The organism is Lentzea rhizosphaerae (assembly GCF_042649515.1).
Classification (GTDB): Bacteria; Actinomycetota; Actinomycetes; order Mycobacteriales; family Pseudonocardiaceae; genus Lentzea; species Lentzea aerocolonigenes.
The window spans coordinates 743,250-764,048 of the sequence record NZ_JBHRZI010000015.1 but is presented as its reverse complement, the minus strand read 5'-3'; the positions used below and the strand labels follow the sequence as shown (position 1 = coordinate 764,048).

18 protein-coding genes are annotated in these 20,799 nt (G+C 69.1%); 11 read left to right on the top strand and 7 right to left on the bottom strand.

Translation table 11 applies throughout. The features are described from left to right. Positions 1-87 precede the first annotated feature (87 nt). Together ACFOWZ_RS20730 and ACFOWZ_RS20725 are read left to right on the top strand one after the other, a co-directional pair. A complete protein-coding gene (locus ACFOWZ_RS20730; RefSeq protein ID WP_382374817.1) occupies positions 88-960 on the top strand; it encodes an SDR family NAD(P)-dependent oxidoreductase in 873 nt (290 codons plus the stop codon). Between the two features lie 9 nt (positions 961-969). Beyond that, positions 970-1,530: a TetR/AcrR family transcriptional regulator gene (locus ACFOWZ_RS20725; RefSeq protein WP_382374815.1), complete on the top strand. Its 561-nt coding sequence runs from the start codon at positions 970-972 to the stop codon at positions 1,528-1,530. Between the two features lie 174 nt (positions 1,531-1,704). Here the strand turns inward: ACFOWZ_RS20725 and ACFOWZ_RS20720 are convergent, their stop codons facing one another. Then, positions 1,705-2,511: an LLM class flavin-dependent oxidoreductase gene (locus ACFOWZ_RS20720; RefSeq protein WP_382374813.1), complete on the bottom strand. Its 807-nt coding sequence runs from the start codon at positions 2,509-2,511 to the stop codon at positions 1,705-1,707. Between the two features lie 36 nt (positions 2,512-2,547). Further along, positions 2,548-3,054 (bottom strand): DinB family protein, encoded by a 507-nt coding sequence (locus ACFOWZ_RS20715; RefSeq protein ID WP_382374811.1) that lies wholly within the window; start codon positions 3,052-3,054, stop codon positions 2,548-2,550. 623 nt (positions 3,055-3,677) lie between these two features. Here ACFOWZ_RS20715 and ACFOWZ_RS20710 point away from each other — a divergent pair. From ACFOWZ_RS20710 to ACFOWZ_RS20690, 5 genes are all read left to right on the top strand, one after another. Further along, positions 3,678-4,655: a tyrosine-type recombinase/integrase gene (locus ACFOWZ_RS20710; protein ID WP_382374809.1), complete on the top strand. Its 978-nt coding sequence runs from the start codon at positions 3,678-3,680 to the stop codon at positions 4,653-4,655. A gap of 129 nt (positions 4,656-4,784) precedes the next feature. Next, positions 4,785-5,606 carry a non-homologous end joining protein Ku gene (gene ku, locus ACFOWZ_RS20705; protein WP_382374807.1) on the top strand — a complete coding sequence of 274 codons (822 nt, stop codon included), beginning with the start codon at positions 4,785-4,787 and terminating at the stop codon, positions 5,604-5,606. Further along, positions 5,607-7,052, top strand: a complete 1,446-nt coding sequence (gene ligD, locus ACFOWZ_RS20700; protein ID WP_382374805.1) for a non-homologous end-joining DNA ligase — start codon at positions 5,607-5,609, stop codon at positions 7,050-7,052. Continuing rightward, a complete protein-coding gene (gene ligD, locus ACFOWZ_RS20695; RefSeq protein WP_382374803.1) occupies positions 7,042-7,914 on the top strand; it encodes a non-homologous end-joining DNA ligase in 873 nt (290 codons plus the stop codon). The genes ligD (ACFOWZ_RS20700) and ligD (ACFOWZ_RS20695) overlap by 11 nt, the downstream gene beginning before the upstream one ends. Positions 7,915-7,947: 33 nt before the next feature. After that, complete coding sequence (locus ACFOWZ_RS20690) at positions 7,948-9,021, top strand: GrpB family protein (RefSeq protein WP_382374801.1); 1,074 nt, start codon at positions 7,948-7,950, stop codon at positions 9,019-9,021. Here ACFOWZ_RS20690 and ACFOWZ_RS20685 read toward each other — a convergent pair. Further along, positions 8,960-9,943: a helix-turn-helix domain-containing protein gene (locus ACFOWZ_RS20685; protein ID WP_382374799.1), complete on the bottom strand. Its 984-nt coding sequence runs from the start codon at positions 9,941-9,943 to the stop codon at positions 8,960-8,962. The two genes, ACFOWZ_RS20690 and ACFOWZ_RS20685, sit on opposite strands and share 62 nt — an antisense overlap. A 52-nt stretch (positions 9,944-9,995) precedes the next feature. Here ACFOWZ_RS20685 and ACFOWZ_RS20680 point away from each other — a divergent pair, with 52 nt between their 5' ends. From ACFOWZ_RS20680 to ACFOWZ_RS20665, 4 genes are all read left to right on the top strand, one after another. Then, a complete protein-coding gene (locus ACFOWZ_RS20680; RefSeq protein ID WP_382374797.1) occupies positions 9,996-10,391 on the top strand; it encodes a cupin domain-containing protein in 396 nt (131 codons plus the stop codon). Positions 10,392-10,420: 29 nt separating this feature from the next. Next, the gene (locus ACFOWZ_RS20675) at positions 10,421-13,234 is read left to right on the top strand and encodes a BTAD domain-containing putative transcriptional regulator (protein ID WP_382374795.1); all 2,814 of its coding nucleotides are present in this window, start codon (positions 10,421-10,423) and stop codon (positions 13,232-13,234) included. Positions 13,235-13,733: 499 nt separating this feature from the next. Then, a complete protein-coding gene (locus ACFOWZ_RS20670; protein WP_382374793.1) occupies positions 13,734-14,036 on the top strand; it encodes a hypothetical protein in 303 nt (100 codons plus the stop codon). Between the two features lie 32 nt (positions 14,037-14,068). Continuing rightward, positions 14,069-14,857 carry a hypothetical protein gene (locus ACFOWZ_RS20665; RefSeq protein ID WP_382374791.1) on the top strand — a complete coding sequence of 263 codons (789 nt, stop codon included), beginning with the start codon at positions 14,069-14,071 and terminating at the stop codon, positions 14,855-14,857. Between the two features lie 786 nt (positions 14,858-15,643). Here the strand turns inward: ACFOWZ_RS20665 and ACFOWZ_RS20660 are convergent. The 4 genes from ACFOWZ_RS20660 to ACFOWZ_RS20645 are packed head-to-tail and all read right to left on the bottom strand — an operon-like array spanning position 15,644 to position 20,764. Beyond that, positions 15,644-17,221, bottom strand: coding sequence for an ATP-binding cassette domain-containing protein (locus ACFOWZ_RS20660; RefSeq protein WP_382374789.1), 1,578 nt, complete (start codon positions 17,219-17,221; stop codon positions 15,644-15,646). Positions 17,222-17,225: 4 nt separating this feature from the next. Next, positions 17,226-18,065: an ABC transporter permease gene (locus ACFOWZ_RS20655; RefSeq protein WP_382374787.1), complete on the bottom strand. Its 840-nt coding sequence runs from the start codon at positions 18,063-18,065 to the stop codon at positions 17,226-17,228. Continuing rightward, entirely contained in the window at positions 18,062-19,012 is a 951-nt protein-coding gene (locus ACFOWZ_RS20650; RefSeq protein ID WP_382374785.1) for an ABC transporter permease, read from the bottom strand. Before ACFOWZ_RS20650 ends, ACFOWZ_RS20655 begins: the two co-directional genes overlap by 4 nt. Continuing rightward, positions 19,013-20,764, bottom strand: a complete 1,752-nt coding sequence (locus ACFOWZ_RS20645) for an ABC transporter substrate-binding protein (protein WP_382374783.1) — start codon at positions 20,762-20,764, stop codon at positions 19,013-19,015. Between the last annotated feature and the right edge of the window lie 35 nt (positions 20,765-20,799).

The following is a 20,799-nucleotide window of genomic DNA, read 5'->3' as shown; positions in this document are numbered from 1 at the left end:
TTCTCCGCCACGACGAAGCGGATAGTGCATCCGTATTTGTGCTAGCGTCGTGGGTAAGCGGATCAACTATCCGGATTGAGGTTTGTCATGGCACGCAGAGCAGTGGTCACCGCGGGAACCGGCGGCATCGGGCTCGAGACCGCACTGGGACTGACCCGCGCCGGATTCGCCGTCACCGTCGTCGGCCGCAACGCCGAACGCGGGGCGCGAGCCGTCGAGACCATCAACGCAGGGGGAGGGGAGCCCACACGATTCCTCCAGGCCGACCTCGCCTCACTCGACGAAGTACGCGCCTTGGCCGAACACATCGCCGGCGAAGGCGAGCTCGACGTCCTCGTCAACAACGTCGGCGCCATGTTCGCCGACCACACCGAACTCGACGGAGTCGAAGCCTCCTTCGTCGTCAACCACCTCTCGCCCTACCTCCTCACCGAACTCCTCCTGCCCGTCCTCACCGACCGCGTCGTCAACGTGACCTCCGGAGCCGTCACCCTCGCCAAGAAGACCTTCAACGCCGTCGAACCACCCGGCGGCTACTACGGCTTCCACTGGTACGGCCGCGCCAAGCTCGCCAACCTCACCTACACCCTCGACCTCGCCCAGCGACTCCACGACACCAGCGTGAAAGTCCTCGCCGCCGACCCTGGCGGCGCCGCCACCGACATGACCGACGGCACCATGCGCACATCCAAAATCGTCTCGCCCGCCCTGCGCGTGCTCTGGCCACTCGTGCGCCGCAGGTTCGAACGCGCCACCTCCGGACCCGCCTCGCACGCCGCACGACCCTCGATCAGAGCCGCCACCGACGACACCCTGCCCACCGGCACCCTCATCGGCCCGCAAGTCACACCCACCACACCCATCCGCGCCGCCACAGACCCACGCCTCATCCACGCCGTCCGCACACTCAGCGAGAGGCACGCACCACTCGCACCGGTACCGGATGGGATATCCAATTAGGCTGAACCCATGACGCCGCAGCGGAAGGACGCCGCCCGCAACTGGGACCGCATCACCACCGTCGCCAGGGAACTCGTCGACGAAGGCACCCCGCTGCAACTCAACGACGTCGCCCGCCGCGCAGGACTCGGCGTCGGCACCGTCTACCGGCACTTCCCGACCACCGAAGCACTCCTCGAAACCGTCGCCACCCCCTGCCTCGAAGCACTCACCGACCACGGCCGCCAGGTGCTCGCCCACGACGACGCCTGGCACGCCTTCTCCACCTTCCTCACCCAGCTCGTCGAAGCCCAGGTCACCGACCCGGCACTCGCCAAGGTCTCCGCCGCCGCGAGCGACGTCCTGCCCCGCACCACCGAGCTCAAGCGCCAGATCATCGCCATCGGCACCGAACTGCTCACCCGCGCTCGCGCAGCCGGCACCGTCCGCCCCGACCTCGCCGACGGCGACCTCGTGCCACTCATGTGCGGCATCTCCTACGCCACCTACGTCCACAGCGAGACCCCGGCCGACCGCCTGCCCACCGCGCGCCGCTACCTCGACACCCTCCTACGAGGCCTCAGCGCCTGAACGGCGCGGGACCGGCCGCAGCTCGAGCACCGCACAGAGCGTGACCCTGACCGCCGCACCGGCAATCCGTGGTGCTCACGCCGGCGTTCGACCTCACCAACGCCATCACGACCGCGCCGCCCAGCCGCTCACGGCGGTGATGAACCGCAGCCGGCCACTCCCTCGACACCCCTCCTACGAGGCCTCACCACCCGAACGCGGGGGACCGGCCGCCACGAACGCCCGCAGCTCATCCAGCGCCAGCGCGCCACCGTCGGTCAACATCCACGTCACCCCGGCGTCTTCGTACTCCTTCAGCTCCTCGGGCAACGCCGCCCCCCCCCAGATCACGACATCACCCTCAGCCGGCCCACCCGACGCCACGAAGTCCGCCTTCAACCGCGCAGCCTCGTCAGGCGACAACACCACCAGACCGTCCGGGCCGAACGTCGCCGGCACCACACCCGACGCGTGCTCCGCCGCACGGAACGGCGTCTCCCGCGGCCAGTTCCCGCCGACCCAGATCGGCACGTCCACCGGCGCGAACCGCACACCCGACGCCTGGAACAACGGCCCCCGGTGATCCACCTCCTCACCCGACAGCAACGCGCACAGCAGCCCCACGCCCTCCGACATCGCCTCAGCCCGCGAGACCCGCTCACCGAAAGGGGAGTAGTCCTGCGGCACACCGGCACCCACCCCCAGCACCAACCGGCCGCCCGACAACCGCTGCAGCGTCGACGCCTCCAGCGCCACCTTCCACGGACGCCGACGCCCCAGCGACGTCACCAACGGCCCCAGGCGCAACGACGACGTCCGCGTCGCCACCGCACCCAACGTCACCCACGGATCCGCGACAACCGGCTCGTCCGGCACCACCACGTGGTCCCACAGGAAGAACCCGTCCCACCCCGCCGCCTCCGCCTCCACGGCGAGCGACACCAGCACCGACGGATCACCGAGCGACGAACCGAAGCAAGGTACGTAGATCGCACAACGCATGCCCCGAGTGTGGCAAGCACCCCCGACAAGATCGTTTCAACGCGCCCTGCCAGGCGAAACACCCGTCGCGCCGTCGATCTGCTCCCGCAGGATGTCCGCATGCCCCGCGTGCCGACACGTCTCCGTCAACACGTGCACCAACACGTTGAACAACATCACGTCAGGACGCGGCCACCACGGCACATGACCAGGGGAGTCCACCGCAAGAGAGGAAATCGTCGCGTCCGAATGCGCCCACACGCGCCGATAACGACCAACAATGTCCTCACGCGACTCCTGCTCGGTCGCCCGCATGTCCGAACCACGCGCGGCGACGTCGTCCCACCGCGGCATCGGTTCGGGGAACGGCCGGCCGAACACCTCACCGAAGTACCGCGACTCCGACAACGTCAGGTGCTTCACCAGACCCAGCAGGTTCGTGCCGGAAGCGGTCAACGGACGACGTATGTCCGCCTCGGACAGACCGTCGAGCTTCCACACCAACGCTTCGCGCACCTCACGCAGATCCGAGTGCAGGTACTCCTTGGCGAATTCATCGATCATGAACTCGAGCTTGCCACGCAGGCACATCGCCCCGTATCGCCACGGTGACGAAAGCGGGGAGCGGCCAGGTGGTGGAGCGGGCCCGCAAGAAACCTCCAACGGACCCGCCGAGAGAACGCCACAGCGCCTCGTGCGTCATCGGGATGCCAACCGAGCGCACGGGGCGCCGCCGCACGAGGACGCCGTCGGACATCCGTGCACCGGCCGAAGCACGTCACGGAAAAGCCGGGACTCGGCGAAGCAACGTCACGGGAAGGTCAGGAGAGGCCGTCCAGGCGAGGCCAGATCTCCGTTACTTGACATAATGTAGATTATCGGCGAAACGGTGACCTGCGAAGATCGTTCCCAGAAGAGGTCAAAACCCGTGTTGGCGCGTCTGCAAGCGTCGGCCAACGGGCAGGTCGGCCGGGCTTGCAGACGCCACAACATCCCACACCCTCAGCGGTGCCGGAGCGCGGTCGACACCGACGAGTCATCAGTGAGACGTACGTGGCGGGGCGCCATTACGCTCACAATCCCCGGCAAGTGACGCCACCTGGTCCAGCGCCCGGCGAACTCGGGCGAAACGGACATTTCATGCATAATCGCCATTATCCAGCACGGAACACGGGATTGTCGGTGCCGTGCGGTACAAGATCCATATGCACGTGCTCGCCGCCCAGGACGCCTTCTTCCTCGCTCGCCGGACGCGCAAGGACTCGCCGCACACAACAGCGGCCTACCAGCGCGATCTCGCCGGCGTGAACACACTCCTGGCCGAGACCCTCCTCTCCCCCGTCGAGGACCTCACCACCGCCCACCTCACCGGGTCCAACCTCCGCCGAGCCTTCGGGCTCTTCGCCGACACCCACGCCAAGAGCTCCGTGCTGCGGGCGTGGTCAACGTGGAACCAGTTCCTGACGTTCTGCGTGGCCGAGGACCTCATCGCCGGCAACCCGATGGGCGCGGTCGCCCGCCCCAAGACTCCGCCGCTCGTCCCCAAGCCCCTGCGTGGTGAGGACACGCCTGAACAACTGCTCACGGCGGCCGCGGAAGGCGCTCGGAAGGGGCGTGACCCGTGGCCGGAACGGGACGTGCTGGTCATCGCACTGGGTCTGGTCGCGGGCCTGCGAAGTGCGGAAATGCGCACTCTGACTCTCGCGTCCATCGTCGGACGGGAGGGTGACCGCAGGCTGCACGTGAAGGGCAAGGGCAACCGGGACCGCAGTGTGCCCATCGAGCCGCCGATGGAGCGGATCGTCGACGCGTACCTCAAGAGCTGCAAGCAGCGTTTCCCGCAGGGGCGGTTCGACCGGGACAGCGCGTTGCTCAGGGACCGTCACGGTGAGCCGATCGGCCGTGGCGGGCTGGAGTACCTGGTGAAGTCGTGTTTCCGGTGGGCGGGGCTGAACGACCGCGTTCCCACGGGCGCGAACCTGCACGCGCTCCGGCACACGTTCGCGACGCGGCTGGCCGAGGACGGGGCGAGCGCGAGCGAGATCATGGCGTTGCTGGGGCACGCGAGTCTGGCGACGAGTCAGAACTACATCGAGGCGACGGCGCGGGAGCGGCGGGCGGCAGTGGCGAGCAATCGGACGTACCGGGCGCTCAAGGACATCTAGCGGGGCTCCACCGGTGTGCGGGACCCTCGGTTGAAACGCGAGTGTCGGGGGTCGCTCAGTTGCCGGATCGTTAGGCCAAGTGGGTGACCTGATGGTGCGAAAACCGCATTTCAGGGGTACCCAATGAGAATGAGATCCGTGTGGCGTGGGGCCATCTCCTTCGGGTTGGTGACGATCGCCGTGCGCCTCTACACGGCTGTCGAGGAGCACGACTTCCGTTTCAACCAGGTGCACCGGGAGGACGGCGGGCGCATCAAGTACAAGCGCGTCTGTTCGGTGTGCGGCAACGAGGTGGAGTATTCGGAGATCACCAAGGGCTACGAGTTGGACGACGGCCGCATGGTGATCATGGAGAACGAGGACTTCGAGAAGCTGCCGGTGAAGACCGACAAGTCGATCGACGTTCTGGAGTTCGTGCCGGCGGAGGAGATCGATCCGATCTTCTTCCAGAAGACGTACTACCTGGAGCCGGACAAGGCTGCGGCGCGTCCGTACGTGCTGCTCAGGGACGCGTTGGTGAAGACGGGCCAGCTGGCGGTCGTGAAGATCACGATTCGGCAGAAGGAGACGCTGGCGACGATCCGGGCGCGGGATGACGTGCTGGTGATGCACACGATGTTGTGGCCGGACGAGATCCGCAAGGCGGAGTTCGACTTCCTGGACCAGAACGTCGAGGTGCGGCCGCAGGAGTTGAAGATGGCGACGTCGCTGGTGGAGTCGATGGCCGGTGACTTCGATCCGGACACGTTCACCGACGACTACCGGGATGCGCTGGAGAAGGTCATCGCGGCGAAGGCGGAGGGTGCGGAGTTGCCCGAGCAGCCCGAGGCCGAGGACAAGGGTGATGTCATCGATCTGATGACGGCTCTGGAGCGCAGTGTGGAGAAGGCGAAGGCGGGACGTAAGAGCGCGAAGAAGGCTCCTGCGAAGAAGAAGGCTTCGTCGGCGTAGATGGCCGGGCTCGACGAGTACCGGCGCAAGCGGGATCCGGGGAGGACTCCGGAGCCCGTGCCGGCTGCTGCGGACGAGCTGCCGAAGGGCAATGACGACACGTTCGTGATTCAGGAGCATCACGCGAGCAGCTTGCATTGGGATGTGCGGCTGGAGCGCGGTGGTGTGTTGGTGTCGTGGGCGGTGCCGAAGGGTTTGCCGCCTACGACTGATGTGGTTCGTCTGGCGGTGCACACCGAGGATCACCCTCTGGAGTACGCGGAGTTCTCGGGTGAGATTCCGAAGGGTGAGTACGGCGGCGGCGAGATGTTCATCTGGGATCGCGGCCGGTACGAGACGGTGAAGTGGTCTGACCGTGAGGTGGACGTTGTTCTGCGCGGTCATCGGGTTGAGGGTCAGTTCGTGTTCTTCCGTTCGGGCAGGGACGGGAAGAACTGGATGGTGAAGCGGCGGCACGCGCCGGCGCGTCCGGACTGGCAGGTGCTTCCGGAGCAGGTGAAGCCGATGCTGGCGGTGCCTGGTCCCCTCCCCCAGGACGATGATGATCTTTGGGCTTACGAGTTCAAGTGGGACGGCGTCCGGGCGATTTTGCGGGTCGAGGGTGGCCGGGTGCAGGCGTGGTCGCGGCTGGGCAACGACATCACGGTCGCGTATCCAGAGTTGCAGGGTGTTGGCGAGCAGTTGGGGTCCACGGAGGCGTTGCTCGACGGTGAGATCGTCGCGTTGCAGAACGGGCGGCCGAGTTTCAGTGCGTTGCAGAACCGGATGCACGTGAGCAAGTCCGACGCGGCGCGGCGGGCCGCACGGCAGTACCCGGTGACGCTGTTGCTGTTCGATCTCCTGCACCTCGATGGCACTTCGACGTTGCAGCTGCCTTTTCGGCAACGTCGTGAGCTGCTGCGAGAGCTGGAGTTGAAGGGGCCGAACTGGCTTACTCCCCCGTCGTTCGACGCTGATGGTGCGGCGGTGCTGGCGGCGAGCCGGGAGCAGGGCCTCGAGGGTGTGGTGGCGAAGCGGCTGGATTCGCCTTATCAGCCTGGGATGCGGTCGCCGGTGTGGCGCAAGATCACCGATCTGATGGCGCAGGAGGTGGTGATCGGGGGCTGGCGGATGGGTGAAGGCAAGCGGGCCGGGGTGATCGGCGCGTTGCTGCTGGGTATTCCTCAGGACGGCGGTCTGGCGTTCGCGGGTTCGGTGGGTACCGGGTTCAACGACGCGGAGCTGGCGGTGTTGACGCCGCGGCTCAAGGCGTTGGCGCGCAGGTCGTCGCCGTTCGTGACGGAGATGCCGAGGGAACGGGCGAAGGGCGCGAAGTGGGTCGAGCCGGAGCTGGTCGCCGAGGTGGTGTTCCGGCAGTGGACGCCGGACGGGCGGATGCGGTTTCCGGCGTGGCGTGGTTTGCGGCCGGACAAGTCGCCCGAGGAGGTGCGTCGGGTTGAGCAGTGAGGCGACGGTTCGGGTCGAGGGCCGGGTGTTGAAGCTGACGAACCTGGACAAGGTGTTGTATCCGGGGTTCGGGTTCACCAAGGGTGAGGTGATCGACTACTACACGCGGATCTCGGGTGTGCTGCTCCCCCATCTGAAGGATCGTCCGGTGACGTTGAAGCGGTATCCGAACGGTGTGGACGGGAAGTGGTTCTTCGAGAAGAACGCGCCGGAGCACCGTCCGGAGTGGGTGCGGACGATGCGGTTGGAGTCGCCGGGCAGCTCGAAGGGCAACGAGACGGTCAACTACGTGATGGTGGACGAGTTGGCGACGTTGGTGTGGCTGGCGAACTTGGCGGCTTTGGAGTTGCACGTGCCGCAGTGGACGGTGGGTCCGCGTGGGGGCAAGCGGGATCCTGATCTGCTGGTGTTCGACCTGGATCCGGGTGCGCCGGCGACGGTGGTGGAGTGTTGCCGGGTGGCTGAGCTGGTGCGGACCGTGCTGGATGACGACGGTGTGGACGCGTGGGCGAAGACGTCGGGGAACAAGGGGATGCAGGTGTACGCGTACGCGCCGGCGAAGGACACGTCGGAGTACGCGAAGGAGGTCGCGCAGCGGTTGGCGAAGGAGCATCCGAAGCTGGTCGTGGCGACGATGGCGAAGGCGGCGCGGACGGGGAAGGTGTTCATCGACTGGTCGCAGAACAACCCGGCGAAGACGACGGTGGCGCCGTATTCGTTGCGGGCTCGGGAGCGGCCGACGGTGTCGACGCCGGTGACGTGGGACGAGGTCGAGGACTGCGAGGTCGTGGAGGACCTGGTTTTCACGGCGGACGAGGTGCTGGAGCGGGTGGATTCGGCGGGTGACCTGTTCGGGAGTTGATATTCTGGCCGACTGCCTACGTGGGGGTTTGCCGTGAATGTCGAGTTGTCCGATTACGACGTTGCCTGGCCGGGTCTGTACGAGCGTGAGCGCTCGAGGATTTTGGGTGTGTTGCCGGGTGCTGAGCTGGAGCACATCGGGTCGACGTCGGTGCCGGGGTTGTGTGCGAAGCCGGTGATCGATCTGTTGTTGGTGGTGGAGGATCCGGACGACGAGGCGGCGTACGTGCCGGCGTTGGAGTCGGCGGGGTACTGGGTGCAGGTGCGGGAGTCGGACTGGCATCTGCACCGGATCCTGAAGGGTCCGGACACGAACGTGAACCTGCACGTGTTCGGTCGTGGGTGTGCGCAGGTGCGGCGGCATGTGCTGTTCCGGGACTGGTTGCGGGCGGGCGACGGCGATCGTGAGTTGTACGCGCGGACGAAGCGGGAGCTGGCGGCGCGGGAGTGGGAGCGGGTGCAGGACTACGCGCGGGCCAAGAGTGCGGTGGTGCTGGAGATTCTGTCGCGGGCGTACGTGGGGTCGCGGTTGCCGAGCGATGTGGAGTACGTGACGCCGTCGCAGGTGGGGAACGTGCGGATCACGTTGGAGGAGCACAACCCAGAGTGGGCTGCGTGGTATGCGAAGCAGGAGGCGCGGATCCGGGGTGCGCTCGGGGATCGGGTGTTGCGGGTGGAGCACGTGGGGTCGACGTCGGTGCCGGGGCTGGCGGCGAAACCGTTGATCGACATCGTGCTGGTGGTGCCGGATTCGCACGACGAGGACGCGTATGTGCCGGCGTTGGTGGAGGCCGGTTATTACCTGCGGTTGCGGGAGCCGGGCTGGTACGCGCACCGGTTGCTGAAGGACCACGGTCCGGAGGTGAACCTGCACGTCTACTCCCCTGCGTGTGAGGACGTGGAGCGGATGCTGGTGTTCCGGGACCTGTTGCGTGGTGACGAGGCTGCGCGGGCGGAGTACGAGGCGGTGAAGCGGGACTTGGCGGCGCGGACGTGGGAGCGGGGTCAGGACTACGCGGACGCGAAGACGCGGGTGGTGGAGCGGCTCATTCTGCGGGGGCTGGAGTCGGCTGAGGCCCGAACCTGCGCCGGTACGCCGAGGGGGTGAGGCCGGTTTCGCGGCGCATCAGCGCGCGGAGGTTGGCGGTGGTGCCGAGGCCGGTGCGTCGGGCGACGACGTCGAGGCGGTTCTCTCCCAGTTCGATGAGTCGGCGGGCGAGGGTGATGCGTTCGGCGGTGAGCCACGCGAGTGGTGTGGTGCCGAGCTGAGTTTGGAAGCGGCGGTGCAGGGTCGCGGGGCTGACCGCGGCCCGTGCCGCCAGCTCGGCGACGGTGAGCGTGGTGTCGAGGCGTTGCTGGGCCCAGGCGATCAGGGGTGCGAGGGACTCGTCGGGCAGATCGGGGACGGGGCGTTCGACGAACTGGCGTTGGCCGCCGTCGCGGTGGGCGGCGAAGACGAGTCTTCTGGACACGGAGTTGGCGATCTCGGCGCCGTGGTCGCGGCGGACGACGTGCAGGCCGAGGTCGAGGGCGGCGGCGCTGCCGGCGGAGGTGAGGATGTCGCCGTCGTCGACGTAGAGCACGTCCTGTTCGAGGTGGACGGCCGGGAAGCGGGCGCGGAAGGTGTCTGCCCACTGCCAGTGCGTGGTGGCGCGGCGGCCGTCGAGGACTCCTGCTTCGGCGAGCGTGAAGGCGCCGGTGCAGAAGCTGACGAGGCGGGTGCCGCGGGTGTGGGCGCGACGGAGGGCGTCGAGGACGGCGGGGTCGCGGGGTGTGTCGAGGTCGGTGCGGCTGGGGATGATCAGGGTGTCGGCGGTGTCGGCGACGTGCAGGCCGGCGACACCGGTGAGCATGAAGAACCCGTCGCGCATGGGGGTGTGCGGTTGGGGCGAGCAGAGCCTGTAGTCGTAGAGGTGTCCGCCGATCTCGGGGCGGTGCAGGCCGAAGACCTCGGTGGCGCAGCCGAGCTCGAAGGGGTTGGAGTTCTCTTCGACGATCACGACGACGCGGTGAGAGGATTCTTGCGGCATGTGCGATTCCTAGCACTCACGGTCGTGGTGCGGTAGCGGCGAGGCTGGGTGGGTGAACAGTGAACCCCTTGCCCTGGGCCAGGCTCTGGCCTCGTTCGACGCGTTGTGGAGTCCTCGGATCGTCACGCGGGTGAACGACTACGACGTGCGTGTCGCGAAGGTCTCCGGTGAGCACGTGTGGCACGTGCACGACCACACCGACGAGTTCTTCCTGGTGCTCGACGGCGAGCTGCACATCGCGCTGCGTGAGGCCGCCGGGGAACGGACGGTGGTGCTCGCGCGGGGTGCGGTGTTCACCGTGCCGCGCGGGACGTTCCACAAGCCGTCCGCGCCGGGTGGTGCGTCGATCCTGATGTTCGAGCCGTCGGGCACGGTGACGGTCGGCGATCGTCACGACGAGGTCCCGGCGCACGTGGACGCGACGACCGGGCACGAACTGGCCTCCTGAGGTCGCGCGTTGCGGAACAATCACGCGCTGTGTGGGTCGGGGTGCTGGGGCCGGTCGAGGTGCGGGACGAGTCGGGGGCGCAGGTCGTTCTCGCCGCGCCCCGGCAGCGGGCGTTGCTCGCGATGCTGGCGCTGGAGGCGGGCCGGATCGTCGGTCACGAGCGGCTGGTCGACGGCCTCTACCCCGAACCGCCGGCGGGTGCGGTGAACGCGGTGCAGTCGCAGGTGTCGCGGCTGCGGAAGGCCGTGCCGGGGCTGGTGGTCGAGCACCACCCCGCCGGCTACCGCCTGGTCGCTTCTCCGTCCGAAGTGGACTCGCTGCTCTGCGTGGAGCTGCTGGACGCCGGACGTGGCGCTGAGGCGTTCCGGTTGTGGCGCGGCACCGCGTTGGCCGACGTCAACGCCCCTTTCGCAGCGGACGCTCGGTCCCGGCTGCGTGAAGTGCTCATCAAATGCGCACTTTCCGGCGGGACCGAAAAAGACCTGCACGACCTGCTCGAGCAAGATCCACTGCGGGAGGACGTGCGGGCGGGGCTGATGCTGGCCCTGCACCGCGACGGCCGGCAGGCGCAGGCGCTGGAGGTCTTCGCGCGGGGCCGGGAGCTGCTCGCGGACGAACTGGGGGTCGACCCCTCCCCCGTGCTCGCCGCCGCCCACCAGGAGGTGCTGCGGGCCGCGGCGCCGCACAGGGGCGTGCCTGCGCAGCTGACGAGTTTCGTGGGACGGGACGAGGATCTGCGCAGGGTCGGCAAGTGGCTGCGGGACAACCGCCTCGTGACGCTGATCGGGCCTGGTGGCACCGGCAAGACGCGGCTGGCGGTCGAGGTCGCGCACCGGGAGCCGGGCGAGGTGGCGTTCGTCGATCTCAGTGCCACCACTGACGTCGCCCGCGCGCTGCTCGACGGCGTCGGGGTCCGTGAGGCCGGGCTGCTGTCGGCGGGGGCGGTGAGCGTCGAGGACCGGTTGCGCGCCGCGCTGGCGAACCGTGAGGCGCTGCTGGTCGTCGACAACTGCGAGCACGTGATCGACGAGGCAGCCCGCGTGCTCGGCGGGATCCTGGCCGCGTGCCCTGACGTGCGGGTGCTCGCGACGAGCCGCGAACCGCTCGGCATCACCGGCGAGACCCTCAGCCCGGTCGCCGCGCTGGACGACGAGGCCGCCACCAGGCTGTTCCTGGACCGCGCGCAGGCGGTCCGGCCCGGGTTCACCGCGCCGGCGGACGTCGTCGCCGAGGTCTGCCGGCGTCTGGACGGGATCGCACTCGCGATCGAGCTGGCCGCCGCGCGGGTGCGGTCGTTGCCGATCGGGGAGATCGCGGCCCGGCTCACAGCGAGAATCGATGGTCGCTTCGGGTTGCTGTCCAAGGGCAGCCGCACCGCCGCGCCCCGGCACCGCACGTTGCACGCCGTGGTGGAGTGGAGCTGGGGCCTGCTCACCGAAGCCGAACGCGACCTCGCCGCCCGGTTCACCGTGTTCTGCGGCGGGGCGAGCCTGGCCGCGGTCGCCGGCGTCACGGGCTCCACGGTGTGTGACTCCACTGGGTTTGATTCCAGTGGGTTTGATTCCACTGTCTCTGATTCCACTGGCGACACCCTGGCGTCGCTGGTGGACAAGTCGCTGGTCGAGATCGCCGGTGACCGCTACCGGATGCTCGACACCGTCCGCGCGTTCTGCGCCGCCCACGCACCGGATCTGCGCGAGCGGCACGCGCGCTGGTTCCTGGCGCGAGCCGTGCAGGCCGAGCCGCACCTGCGCGCGCACGAGCAACTTGTGTGGTTGCGCGAGCTCGGTGCCGACCACGACAACCTCACCGCCGCGGTGGCGTGGGCCACCGGTCACGACGTGGAGCTCGCGCTGGAACTGGTCGCGGCGCTCGCGACGTACTACTGGTGCCGCGGCCTGCGCACCGAGGCCGCCCGACAGGCCGAGGCGGTGCTGCGCGCGTGCGGCGAGACCCCTCCGGCGGGGCGGGAGCAGGAGTACGCGATGTGCCTGCTGATCGCGTGGCCGGTGGCGACCGGTGACCAGTCGGCGCGGCAGCGGCAGGCCGACGCCTTGCTGGGCGAGCTGGAAGGGCCGCCGCGATATCCGATCCTGACGATGATGTGGGGCATGGCGCTGGGGGCACCGGAGACCCAGTCGCAGGCCTGGCTGCGTCGTCACCGGCTCGTCGGGTCCGATCCGTGGAGCCTCGCGCTCTCGTTGGTGGGCGACGGGCTGATGGCGTGGCAGCAGGGCGATCCGGGTGAGGCCGCGGAGCTGCTGCGCGGGGGTGCGGAAGCGTTCGAACGGGTCGGTGACCGCTGGGGCGTGGCGCTCGCGGTGAACCAGCTCGCCGAGCACGCGCTGGCCGCGGGCGACGTGGACACGGCACTGGTGCACATCGACCGCGCGTGTGGGCTGCTCGAGGAGCTCGGCGCGACCGAGGACACCGCCGAGGTGATCGTCAACCGTGCCAGGGCCCGGCTGCACCAGGGCGATTCCGGCGGGGCGCGGGCCGACTACGCCGACGCGCTGCGGGCCGCCCGGCGGGCGGGTGCGCCGCTGGTGGAGGCGAACTGCCACCTCGGGCTGGCCGTGCTGGCCCGTCTGGACGGTGACCTGCGCACCGCGTGGCAGGAGTGCGAGCGGGCGTGGGAGCTGTGCCCGGGAGGCTGGTACGGGCCGGACGAGATGCGCTGCCACATCGCGGTCGAACGCGGCCGTGTCGCGAAGGCCTCCGGTGACCTCGGCCAGGCGCGGCAGCACTTCGACGACGCGCTGAGGCGGGCCGCGGGGCAGCGCAACGCCGTGACCGAGGCCACCGTCCGCGCCGAACTCGCCGCCCTGGCCACCTCGTTCTGAGTTCGGGCCTGCGTCGGTACGTCGAGGGGTGACACCACTTTGTCGTGGTCTCCGCGGAGGATGCATTCGCTCCGCGCAGTGACCGGAAGGAAATGCCACCTGCTTCGACCAGGTGGCCAAACCGGCTTCACGCCGAGTTCTGCGCACTCAACGCATCAGAACTGCGTCGACCGCTGCTCTTTCGGGGGAATCGTGATTGCGCATTCTCGAAAGGTCCTCGATTTCGCCAATGTCGGATTCTGGGGGCGGTTTCCGGTCGACCGGCAATAATTGCATTCGTGTCAGGTGAGCAGCGGTGCCCCCTTTGTTTTTGCCGAAACGGGTTCTCATTTGATGAGAAAGAACAAGGTTGTTTTCGCTGGTTTTGCCGCGGCCGCGCTCGTGCTGACCGCGACGCCGATGTCGGGGGCAGTGGCGACGCCGGTCGTGTCGTACGAGCACGCTGTTCCCGGTCTCGCGCCATCGGGCGCGATCGGCGGTGTGTACACGGACGAGAGCGGTGTCGGGCCACGGCTGGTGGAACAAGGGGAACTGCACCAGCGACACCGCCACGGTCAAGACCTTTCTCTACGAGTACTACACCGACGGCACGTGGCGCCGGAAAGCCTGTGGCGAGAACGGCAATCTCAAGCCAGGTGGGGGTAGCGTCAGCCGCGTGCCCGCGCGACGTGATTGCGACACGACGGAAATGACGTCCTGGCGCAATCACGTGGATGTCGACGTCAATTGGGAGGTTGACAGCGGGGAGGTGCGGTACCGTCAGGCGGACGTGGTGTGCCGGATGAATGGGCCCGACCAGTGAGCTGACCCGATTGTGACCAGGCGAGTGGTGAAGTGACGAGCAACCGTGAGGAAATCGGGCCTGGCCTGGTCGAGGGTGCCCGCGGATTCGCGGGCACCCTGTTCGCGGCCCTCTACGGCGATCTGGTCCCCCACGCGTGGCTCGCACCGGACTCGGACCGTGACCTCTACCGGGTGTTCCACGAGAGGTCGGCCGCGCTGGGGTGGCTGCACGAGGCAAGTCCGGCAGGGCTGTGGCAGATGAACGACGCGGGCCGGCAGCACCCGCTTGCCGAGGCGTCTCTCGCCGGGTGGTTCCAGGTCGAAGCCGCACCGGTGCCGGGCGATCGGCCGTTGCCGCTGCAGCCGTTCCTGAGTTGTGCGGGTGACGCGCTCGCCCGCGTCGGTGCTGTGGCGCTGGACGCGGTGCAGGTGCTGCTGCCCGTCCAGTGCCTGGACACGACGTCACGGCCCGAAGCGAGCCGGTCTCCGTCGCTGCTGACCGCGGCCTGGTTCGACGACGTCGACCCGGCGTTGCGAACGCCCGTCCGCGTCACCCTGGACGGCGGGCAGTCCCCAGCCGTCCTGGCAGTCGCCGACCGGCTGGCCGTGATCGACCAGGCGGTGTTCGCCTACGAGGCACACACGACAGACCACACGGGCATCGTGCCGCCGTTCGACGACAGCTTCTGGAACGGCCCGCCCCAGCACGCGATCACCTTCCACGGGACACTCGCGGAATGGTCACTGGACGCCATCGGCTGGTTCGCCGGCCTGCTGGCCGACCTGAGCGCCCGGCACGGTGTGGCCACGCCGCTGCTGTTCACCGCGAGCCGGACGTGAGTGCGCGTCGAGGAACAACGCGGACGTTTCCCCGTGCCCTGAGCGCAACGCCCTAACCGAGGCCGCCGTCCGCGCCGCACTCGCCGCCCCAGCCGTGCCGTGATCCGCCGCCACCACAGCCACGCCGGCAGCTTGTGGTGGGCGATGAACGTCCACAGGTCGTCCTCGGCCACCTCGTCCGGGTAGCGCCGCAGCACCTCCAGGCACTCCCGCGACACCACGCCGTGCAGGCGCGCCACGTGGGCGAGCGCCGTCGCGCCCTGCCGGCGCACCTCGATGCGGTTGTGGTCGAGCGCCCGTGCGACGCGGTGCAGCACGACCAGCGGGTCCGGGTAGGACATCGCCAGGCCGATCACCGACACGCCGACCATGTCCTCGCCGCGGTCGAACGCCGCGTCGACCTCCTCGGGGCGGTCGGTGCCCATCAGCGCCGAGTAGCTGCGCCAGTCCATGCCCTCACCCCGCATCGCCCGGTCCAGCAGGAAACGCTGCCTGCCGTCGGAACGCTCCCCCGTGCGTTCCCAGTCCGCGGCTAAGTACCGCCACACCGCGGCGGTGTCGGCACGGGAGGTGGATGCCAGGATCCGGCACAGCGCGAGCACGTGCTCCGGGTCGGTGGCCTCGGCGAGCTCGCCCAGGACTCCTGGTGGGCGTCCCAGGTCGTTCCACGCCAGCCAGGCCAGCGTCGGCACGTCGTCGACCTCCACCCAGCCGTCGGCCCCGCCCCGTCCGATCTCGGCAGGCGTCAGCGAGGCCCGGTAGCGGGCGTGTTCGATCGGGATCACGTCAGACCTGCGGCACCGCGCGCACCAGGGCGCGCGTGTAGTCGTGAGTCGGGTTGAGCAGGACTTGTTCCACTGAGCCTTGTTCCACGATCTTCCCCTGGTGCATCACCGCGACCCGGTCGGCGATCTGCCACGCCAGCCCTAGGTCGTGCGTGATGATCAATGAAGCAAGGCCCAGTTCGCGGCGCAACCGGAGCAGCAGCGCCACGATCTCCCCGCGCACCGAGGCGTCGAGCGAGGCGACGGGCTCGTCGGCCACCAGCAGACGGGGGTGGAGCACCAGTGCTCCTGCGATCACCACCCGCTGCTGCTGACCCCCGGACAGCTCGTGCGGAAGCGACTGCAGGTACTCCCTCGCCGGACGCAGCTCCGCACGTTCGACAGCGGCCGCGACCAGGGATTCCTCGTCGCCGGGCATGCCGTGCACGCGCAGTCCCTCGGCAACGGCGTCGATCACCTTGTGCCGCGGGTTCAGGGCGCTCGCCGGGTCCTGCAGGACGAGCTGGACCTGCCGGCGGAAGGCCTTGAGCGCCCTGCCCCTGCGGGGCACCTCACGACCGTCGAAGATCACCCGACCGGAGGACGGATTTCGCAGCCCCATTATGGTACGGGCGAGTGTCGTTTTTCCGGAGCCGGACTGCCCGACCAACGCCACGATCTCACCGCGCCCGATCGTCAGGTCCACCCCGTCGACCACGCGCGTCCGACCGTAGTCCACCCGCAGGTCCCGCACCTGCAGCAGCGGCGCCGCCGACGGCACGCGGGGCCCTTGCGTGCGCTCCTGGAGTACGAAAGCTCCCCGCGTACTCTCGCCGGGGCCGGCGAGGCGGTGGTTCGGGTCGCCGATCACCGGGAACGCCGCCGCCAGCGCCGCGGTGTGCGGGTGCCGCGGGTTCGCGATCACCTCCCGCGTGCCGCCGCGCTCCACCAACTCGCCGCGGTGCATCACGGCGAGGTCGTCGCACGTCTCGGCGAGCACCGACAGGTCGTGGCTGATCATCAGCAACCCGAGGTCCTGCTCGGCCACCAGGCGTTTCACCAGACCCAGCACCTGGGCCTGCACCACGACGTCCAGCGCCGTCGTCGGCTCGTCGGCGATCACCAGGCGCGGCCCGCACGCCAGTGCCATCGCGATCATCACCCGCTGCTTCTGCCCGCCGGAGAGCTCGTGCGGGTAGGCGCGGGCCTTGTCCTCGGGCAGCTCTACCTGGTCCAGCAGCTCGGTCACGCTGCCCGGGGTGCCGTGCAGGCGCATCGGTTCGGCGATCTGGTCACCGACGCGCCGCACCGGGTTGAGCGAGTGCATCGCGCCCTGGAACACGATCGACGCCGACGCCCACCGCACCGCCCGCAGCCTGCCCCACGACATCGTCCGCACGTCGTCGCCGTCGAGCAGGATCTCGCCGTCCACCCGCGCGGTCCTGGGCAGCAGGCGCAGCACCGACATCGCCACCGTCGACTTGCCCGACCCGGACTCCCCGGCCAGGCCGAGGGTCTGTCCCGGTGCGAGCGCGAGGCTCACGTCGCTGACGACGCGTTTGTGTCCGTAGTGGACGGTGAGGTTCTTCAGCTCCAGCAAGCGTTCACCTCTCCGGCGTCACGACGGCTTCGAGGGCGCGGCCGACGAGCGTGAACGCCAGCACGACCACCACGATCGCCGCCCCCGGCGGCAACAGGAACCACCACGCCCGCTGCGGCACCGCGCCGTGCAGCTGGGCCTGGTGCAGCAGCGCGCCCCACGAGATCCGCGTCGGATCTCCCAGGCCGAGGAACGCGAGCGTCGACTCCGCCACGATCGCCGACGCCACCGCGAGCGTCGCGTTGACCAGCACCAGCGGCACCACCGACGGCATCACGTGCCAGGCGATGACGTGCCCGTGGCCACCACCCAGGGCTCGGGCGCGTTCGACGAACGGCCGCGCCTCGATCGTCAGCGTCTGCGCCCGCACCACCCGCGCCGTCGACGGCCAGCTCGTCAGGCCGATCGCGAGCACGATCGTGCCCAGGCCGCGGGGCAGCACCGTCGACAGCACGATCGCCAGCACCAGCGCGGGCAGCACCAGGAAGAAGTCCGTGATCCGCAGCAACGCGCCCGCCAGCAGGCCACCGAAGTGACCGCTGACGATCCCCACGAGCATGCCGATAGCGACCGAGAGCACCGCCGCCGTCAAGCCGACGAACAACGACGTTCCCGCGCCCTGCACCATCAGCAGCGCGATCGAGCGTCCGGTGTGGTCGGTGCCCAGCCAGTGCCCCGCGCCCGGTGCCTGCCACGGCGCGTCGGTCACCCGCGTGACGTCCAGCGCGTCCGCCGGGATGAGCAGCGGCGCGACCACGGCGACGAGAGCGGCCACCGCGAGGATCGCCGCTCCCGCCACGCCCGCCTTGTGCTCCAGGAACCTCGCTGTGTTGAACCTCTTCATACGGCCTTCACCCGCGGGTCCAGGACACCGTGCAGCAGGTCGGCCAGCAGGTTCATCACCACGACCGCGCCCGCCGTCACCAGCAGGAGCCCCTGCAGCAGGAAGTAGTCCGGGCCGGTCAGCGCGTCGTAGAACAACAACCCCAGACCCGGCCACGAGAACACCGTCTCCGTCGTGATCGCACCCGCCACCACGAGCCCGAACCGCAGGAACACCAGCGTGATCGCCGGCAGCACCGCGTTCGGCACGGCGTGGCGGCGGCGCACCAGGTCGTCGCGCAGGCCCTTCGCCCGCGCCGTCACCAGGTACGGGGCGTGCATCTCCTCCAGCAGCGACGACCGCATGATCAGCACGTACTCCGCGCACACCACCGCGACCAGCGTGATCGACGGCAGCACCAGGTGGTGGGCGACGTCGAGGGCCTGCGAGACGAAGTCCGGTGCCGTGTCGGTGTCGCGCATGCCCCGCGACGGGAACAGGTCACCCGTCACCATCATCAGCAGCATGCCGAGCCAGAACGTCGGCACCGCCCACAACGTCAGCGACACCCCCGTCGTGGCCCGGTCGAACACCGAGTCGCGCCGCCACGCCGCCCGCACCCCAAGCCACAGGCCCAGCCCGACCGCGATCAGCGTCGCCGTGCCCACCAGCAGCACCGTCGGACCGAGGCGTTCGCCGATCACCTCCGCGACCGGGCGGCGGAACGTGAACGACGTGCCCAGGTCACCGTGCAGCAGCGAGGAGACGTAGCTGAAGAACTGCTCGTGCAGCGGACGGTCCAGGCCGAACTGCGCCCGCAGCTCGGCCTGCATCGCCGCCGTCGTCGGGCGGCCGCGCGTCATCGAGACGACGGGGTCGCCGGGCACCACCCGGAACAGGAAGAAACCCAGCACCGCCACCATCACCAGACTCAGCGCGGCCCCACCCAGCCGACCGGCGAGGCGCACCTACTCGCGCTCCCCGGCCGTCGCCTGACGCCGGGCCGCGCGCGCCATGGCGACCACCGCCACCGACACGACCCCGGCGAAGAGGACACCCCACCCGACCCACGACGTGGCCGACGTCGCCCGAACCACCGGCTCGGCGCCGTAATAACCCCACATGCCGTTCTGCGCCATGATCACGCCGCCCTGCGCGGGCTGGGTCGTGAACCTGGCGAAGCGGTCGGAACGGTAGGCCTCCAGCGCGTTGTCGTACGCGAGCACCACCGACGGCACCTGGTCGTAGAACCGCGCCTGCATCTGCTTCACGATCTCCACCCGCTTGCCCTCGTCGAACTCCGAGAGCTGACGCGCGTAGAGCTCGTCGTAGGTCTTGTCGCAGAAGTAGGAGTCGGTGGTGCCGCCCTTGCCGTCCGCGCCCGGCCGCTGCGCGCACGTGTGCAGCCCGAGGACGAAGTCCGGGTCGATGTTGGTCGCCCAGCCCGAGAACGCCAGGTCGTAGGCCCCCGCCGTGGTCGCCTCGTTGAGCTGGTTGTCCGACACCAGCCGCACGTCCAGCGGGATGCCGATGTCACCGAGCTGCCGCTTGAGGTACTCCGAGGCCTGCTCGTCGTAGGCACGCCCCGCCCGGCCGGTCAGCCGCAGCGGGAACCGCGTGCCGTCGGCCTTGCGCGGGAAACCGGCGGCGTCGAGCGCGGCGTTCGCCGCCGCCGGGTCGAACTTGCGCTCCTCGGAAGGGCTCGGCTGCCAGTGCCACTTGCCGAACACCGGCGGCACCAGCCCGGAACCCTTCTCCGCGTAGCCGAGGCTGACCCGCTGCACCAGCGCGTCCAGGTCGATGGCCTGCGCGATCGCCCGCCGCACCCGCACGTCCTTCAACGCCGGGTTGCCGTCACCGATCGGCTCCCCGGCGTTCGTCTGCGCACCGGGGTTGATCAGCAGCTCGGTGAACCGGCGGCCCTGCGCCTTGTTGCGCGCCACGTCCGCCTTGTCCCGCAACGAGTCGAACTGCGCGGGCGCCATCCGGTTCACCAGGTGGACCTCACCCTTGCCCAGCGCCTGCACCGCGGCGTCGGAGTTCTGGAAGTACACGAAGTGCAGCTCGTCGATCTTCGCCGCGCCGCGCCAGTAGGTGTGGTTGGCCCTGAGCTTGATGAACTGCCCCGGCACGTGCTCGGTCAGCACGAACGGGCCAGAGCCCACGACCGGCATCTGGTCGTTGGCGTAGTCCTTGATGTTGCCGACCTTCTCCCACACGTGCTTGGGCACGATCGGGATGTCCAGCGCCAGCATCGTCACCTGCGGCGCCTTCGTCTTGATCACCACGGTCTGGTCGTCGGTCGCGGTGATGGACGAGAAGTTGGTGACGAAGCTGCCGTTCGCGGTCCGGGCGACCTCATTGGTCAGCATCAGGTTGTAGGTGAACGCGACGTCCTGCGCCGTGATCGGCTCCCCGTCGGACCACGCCTTGCCCTTGGGAACGGTGAACGTCCACGTGAGCTTGTCGGCCGAGGGCTCCCACCTGTTCGCCAGACCCTCGGTGACCCGCTGGTCGTCCGCGGCGTAGGCGGTCAGGTAGTCGTACATCAACCGGCCGATCTCGGTACTCGACTGGAACACCGCGAGGAACGGGTTCAACGAGTCGATCTGCTGCACGATCGCGACCTTCAGGATGTCCGGCCCCTCGGCCGTCGCAGGAGGTGTCGCCAGCCCCAGTGTCGCTGCTATGGCAAGCAACGCGCACAACTTCACCCGCACGAAATACCCCTCTTCCCCAGCAGCCCACCGCTAAC

Coding starts and splice junctions, on each gene's coding strand:
- ACFOWZ_RS20730 (WP_382374817.1), top strand. CDS start 88: ATGGCACGCAGAGCAGTGGTCACCGCGGGAACCGGCGGCATCGGGCTC.
- ACFOWZ_RS20725 (WP_382374815.1), top strand. CDS start 970: ATGACGCCGCAGCGGAAGGACGCCGCCCGCAACTGGGACCGCATCACC.
- ACFOWZ_RS20720 (WP_382374813.1), bottom strand. CDS start 2,511: ATGCGTTGTGCGATCTACGTACCTTGCTTCGGTTCGTCGCTCGGTGAT.
- ACFOWZ_RS20715 (WP_382374811.1), bottom strand. CDS start 3,054: ATGATCGATGAATTCGCCAAGGAGTACCTGCACTCGGATCTGCGTGAG.
- ku (WP_382374807.1), top strand. CDS start 4,785: ATGAGATCCGTGTGGCGTGGGGCCATCTCCTTCGGGTTGGTGACGATC.
- ligD (WP_382374805.1), top strand. CDS start 5,607: ATGGCCGGGCTCGACGAGTACCGGCGCAAGCGGGATCCGGGGAGGACT.
- ACFOWZ_RS20685 (WP_382374799.1), bottom strand. CDS start 9,943: ATGCCGCAAGAATCCTCTCACCGCGTCGTCGTGATCGTCGAAGAGAAC.
- ACFOWZ_RS20655 (WP_382374787.1), bottom strand. CDS start 18,065: ATGAAGAGGTTCAACACAGCGAGGTTCCTGGAGCACAAGGCGGGCGTG.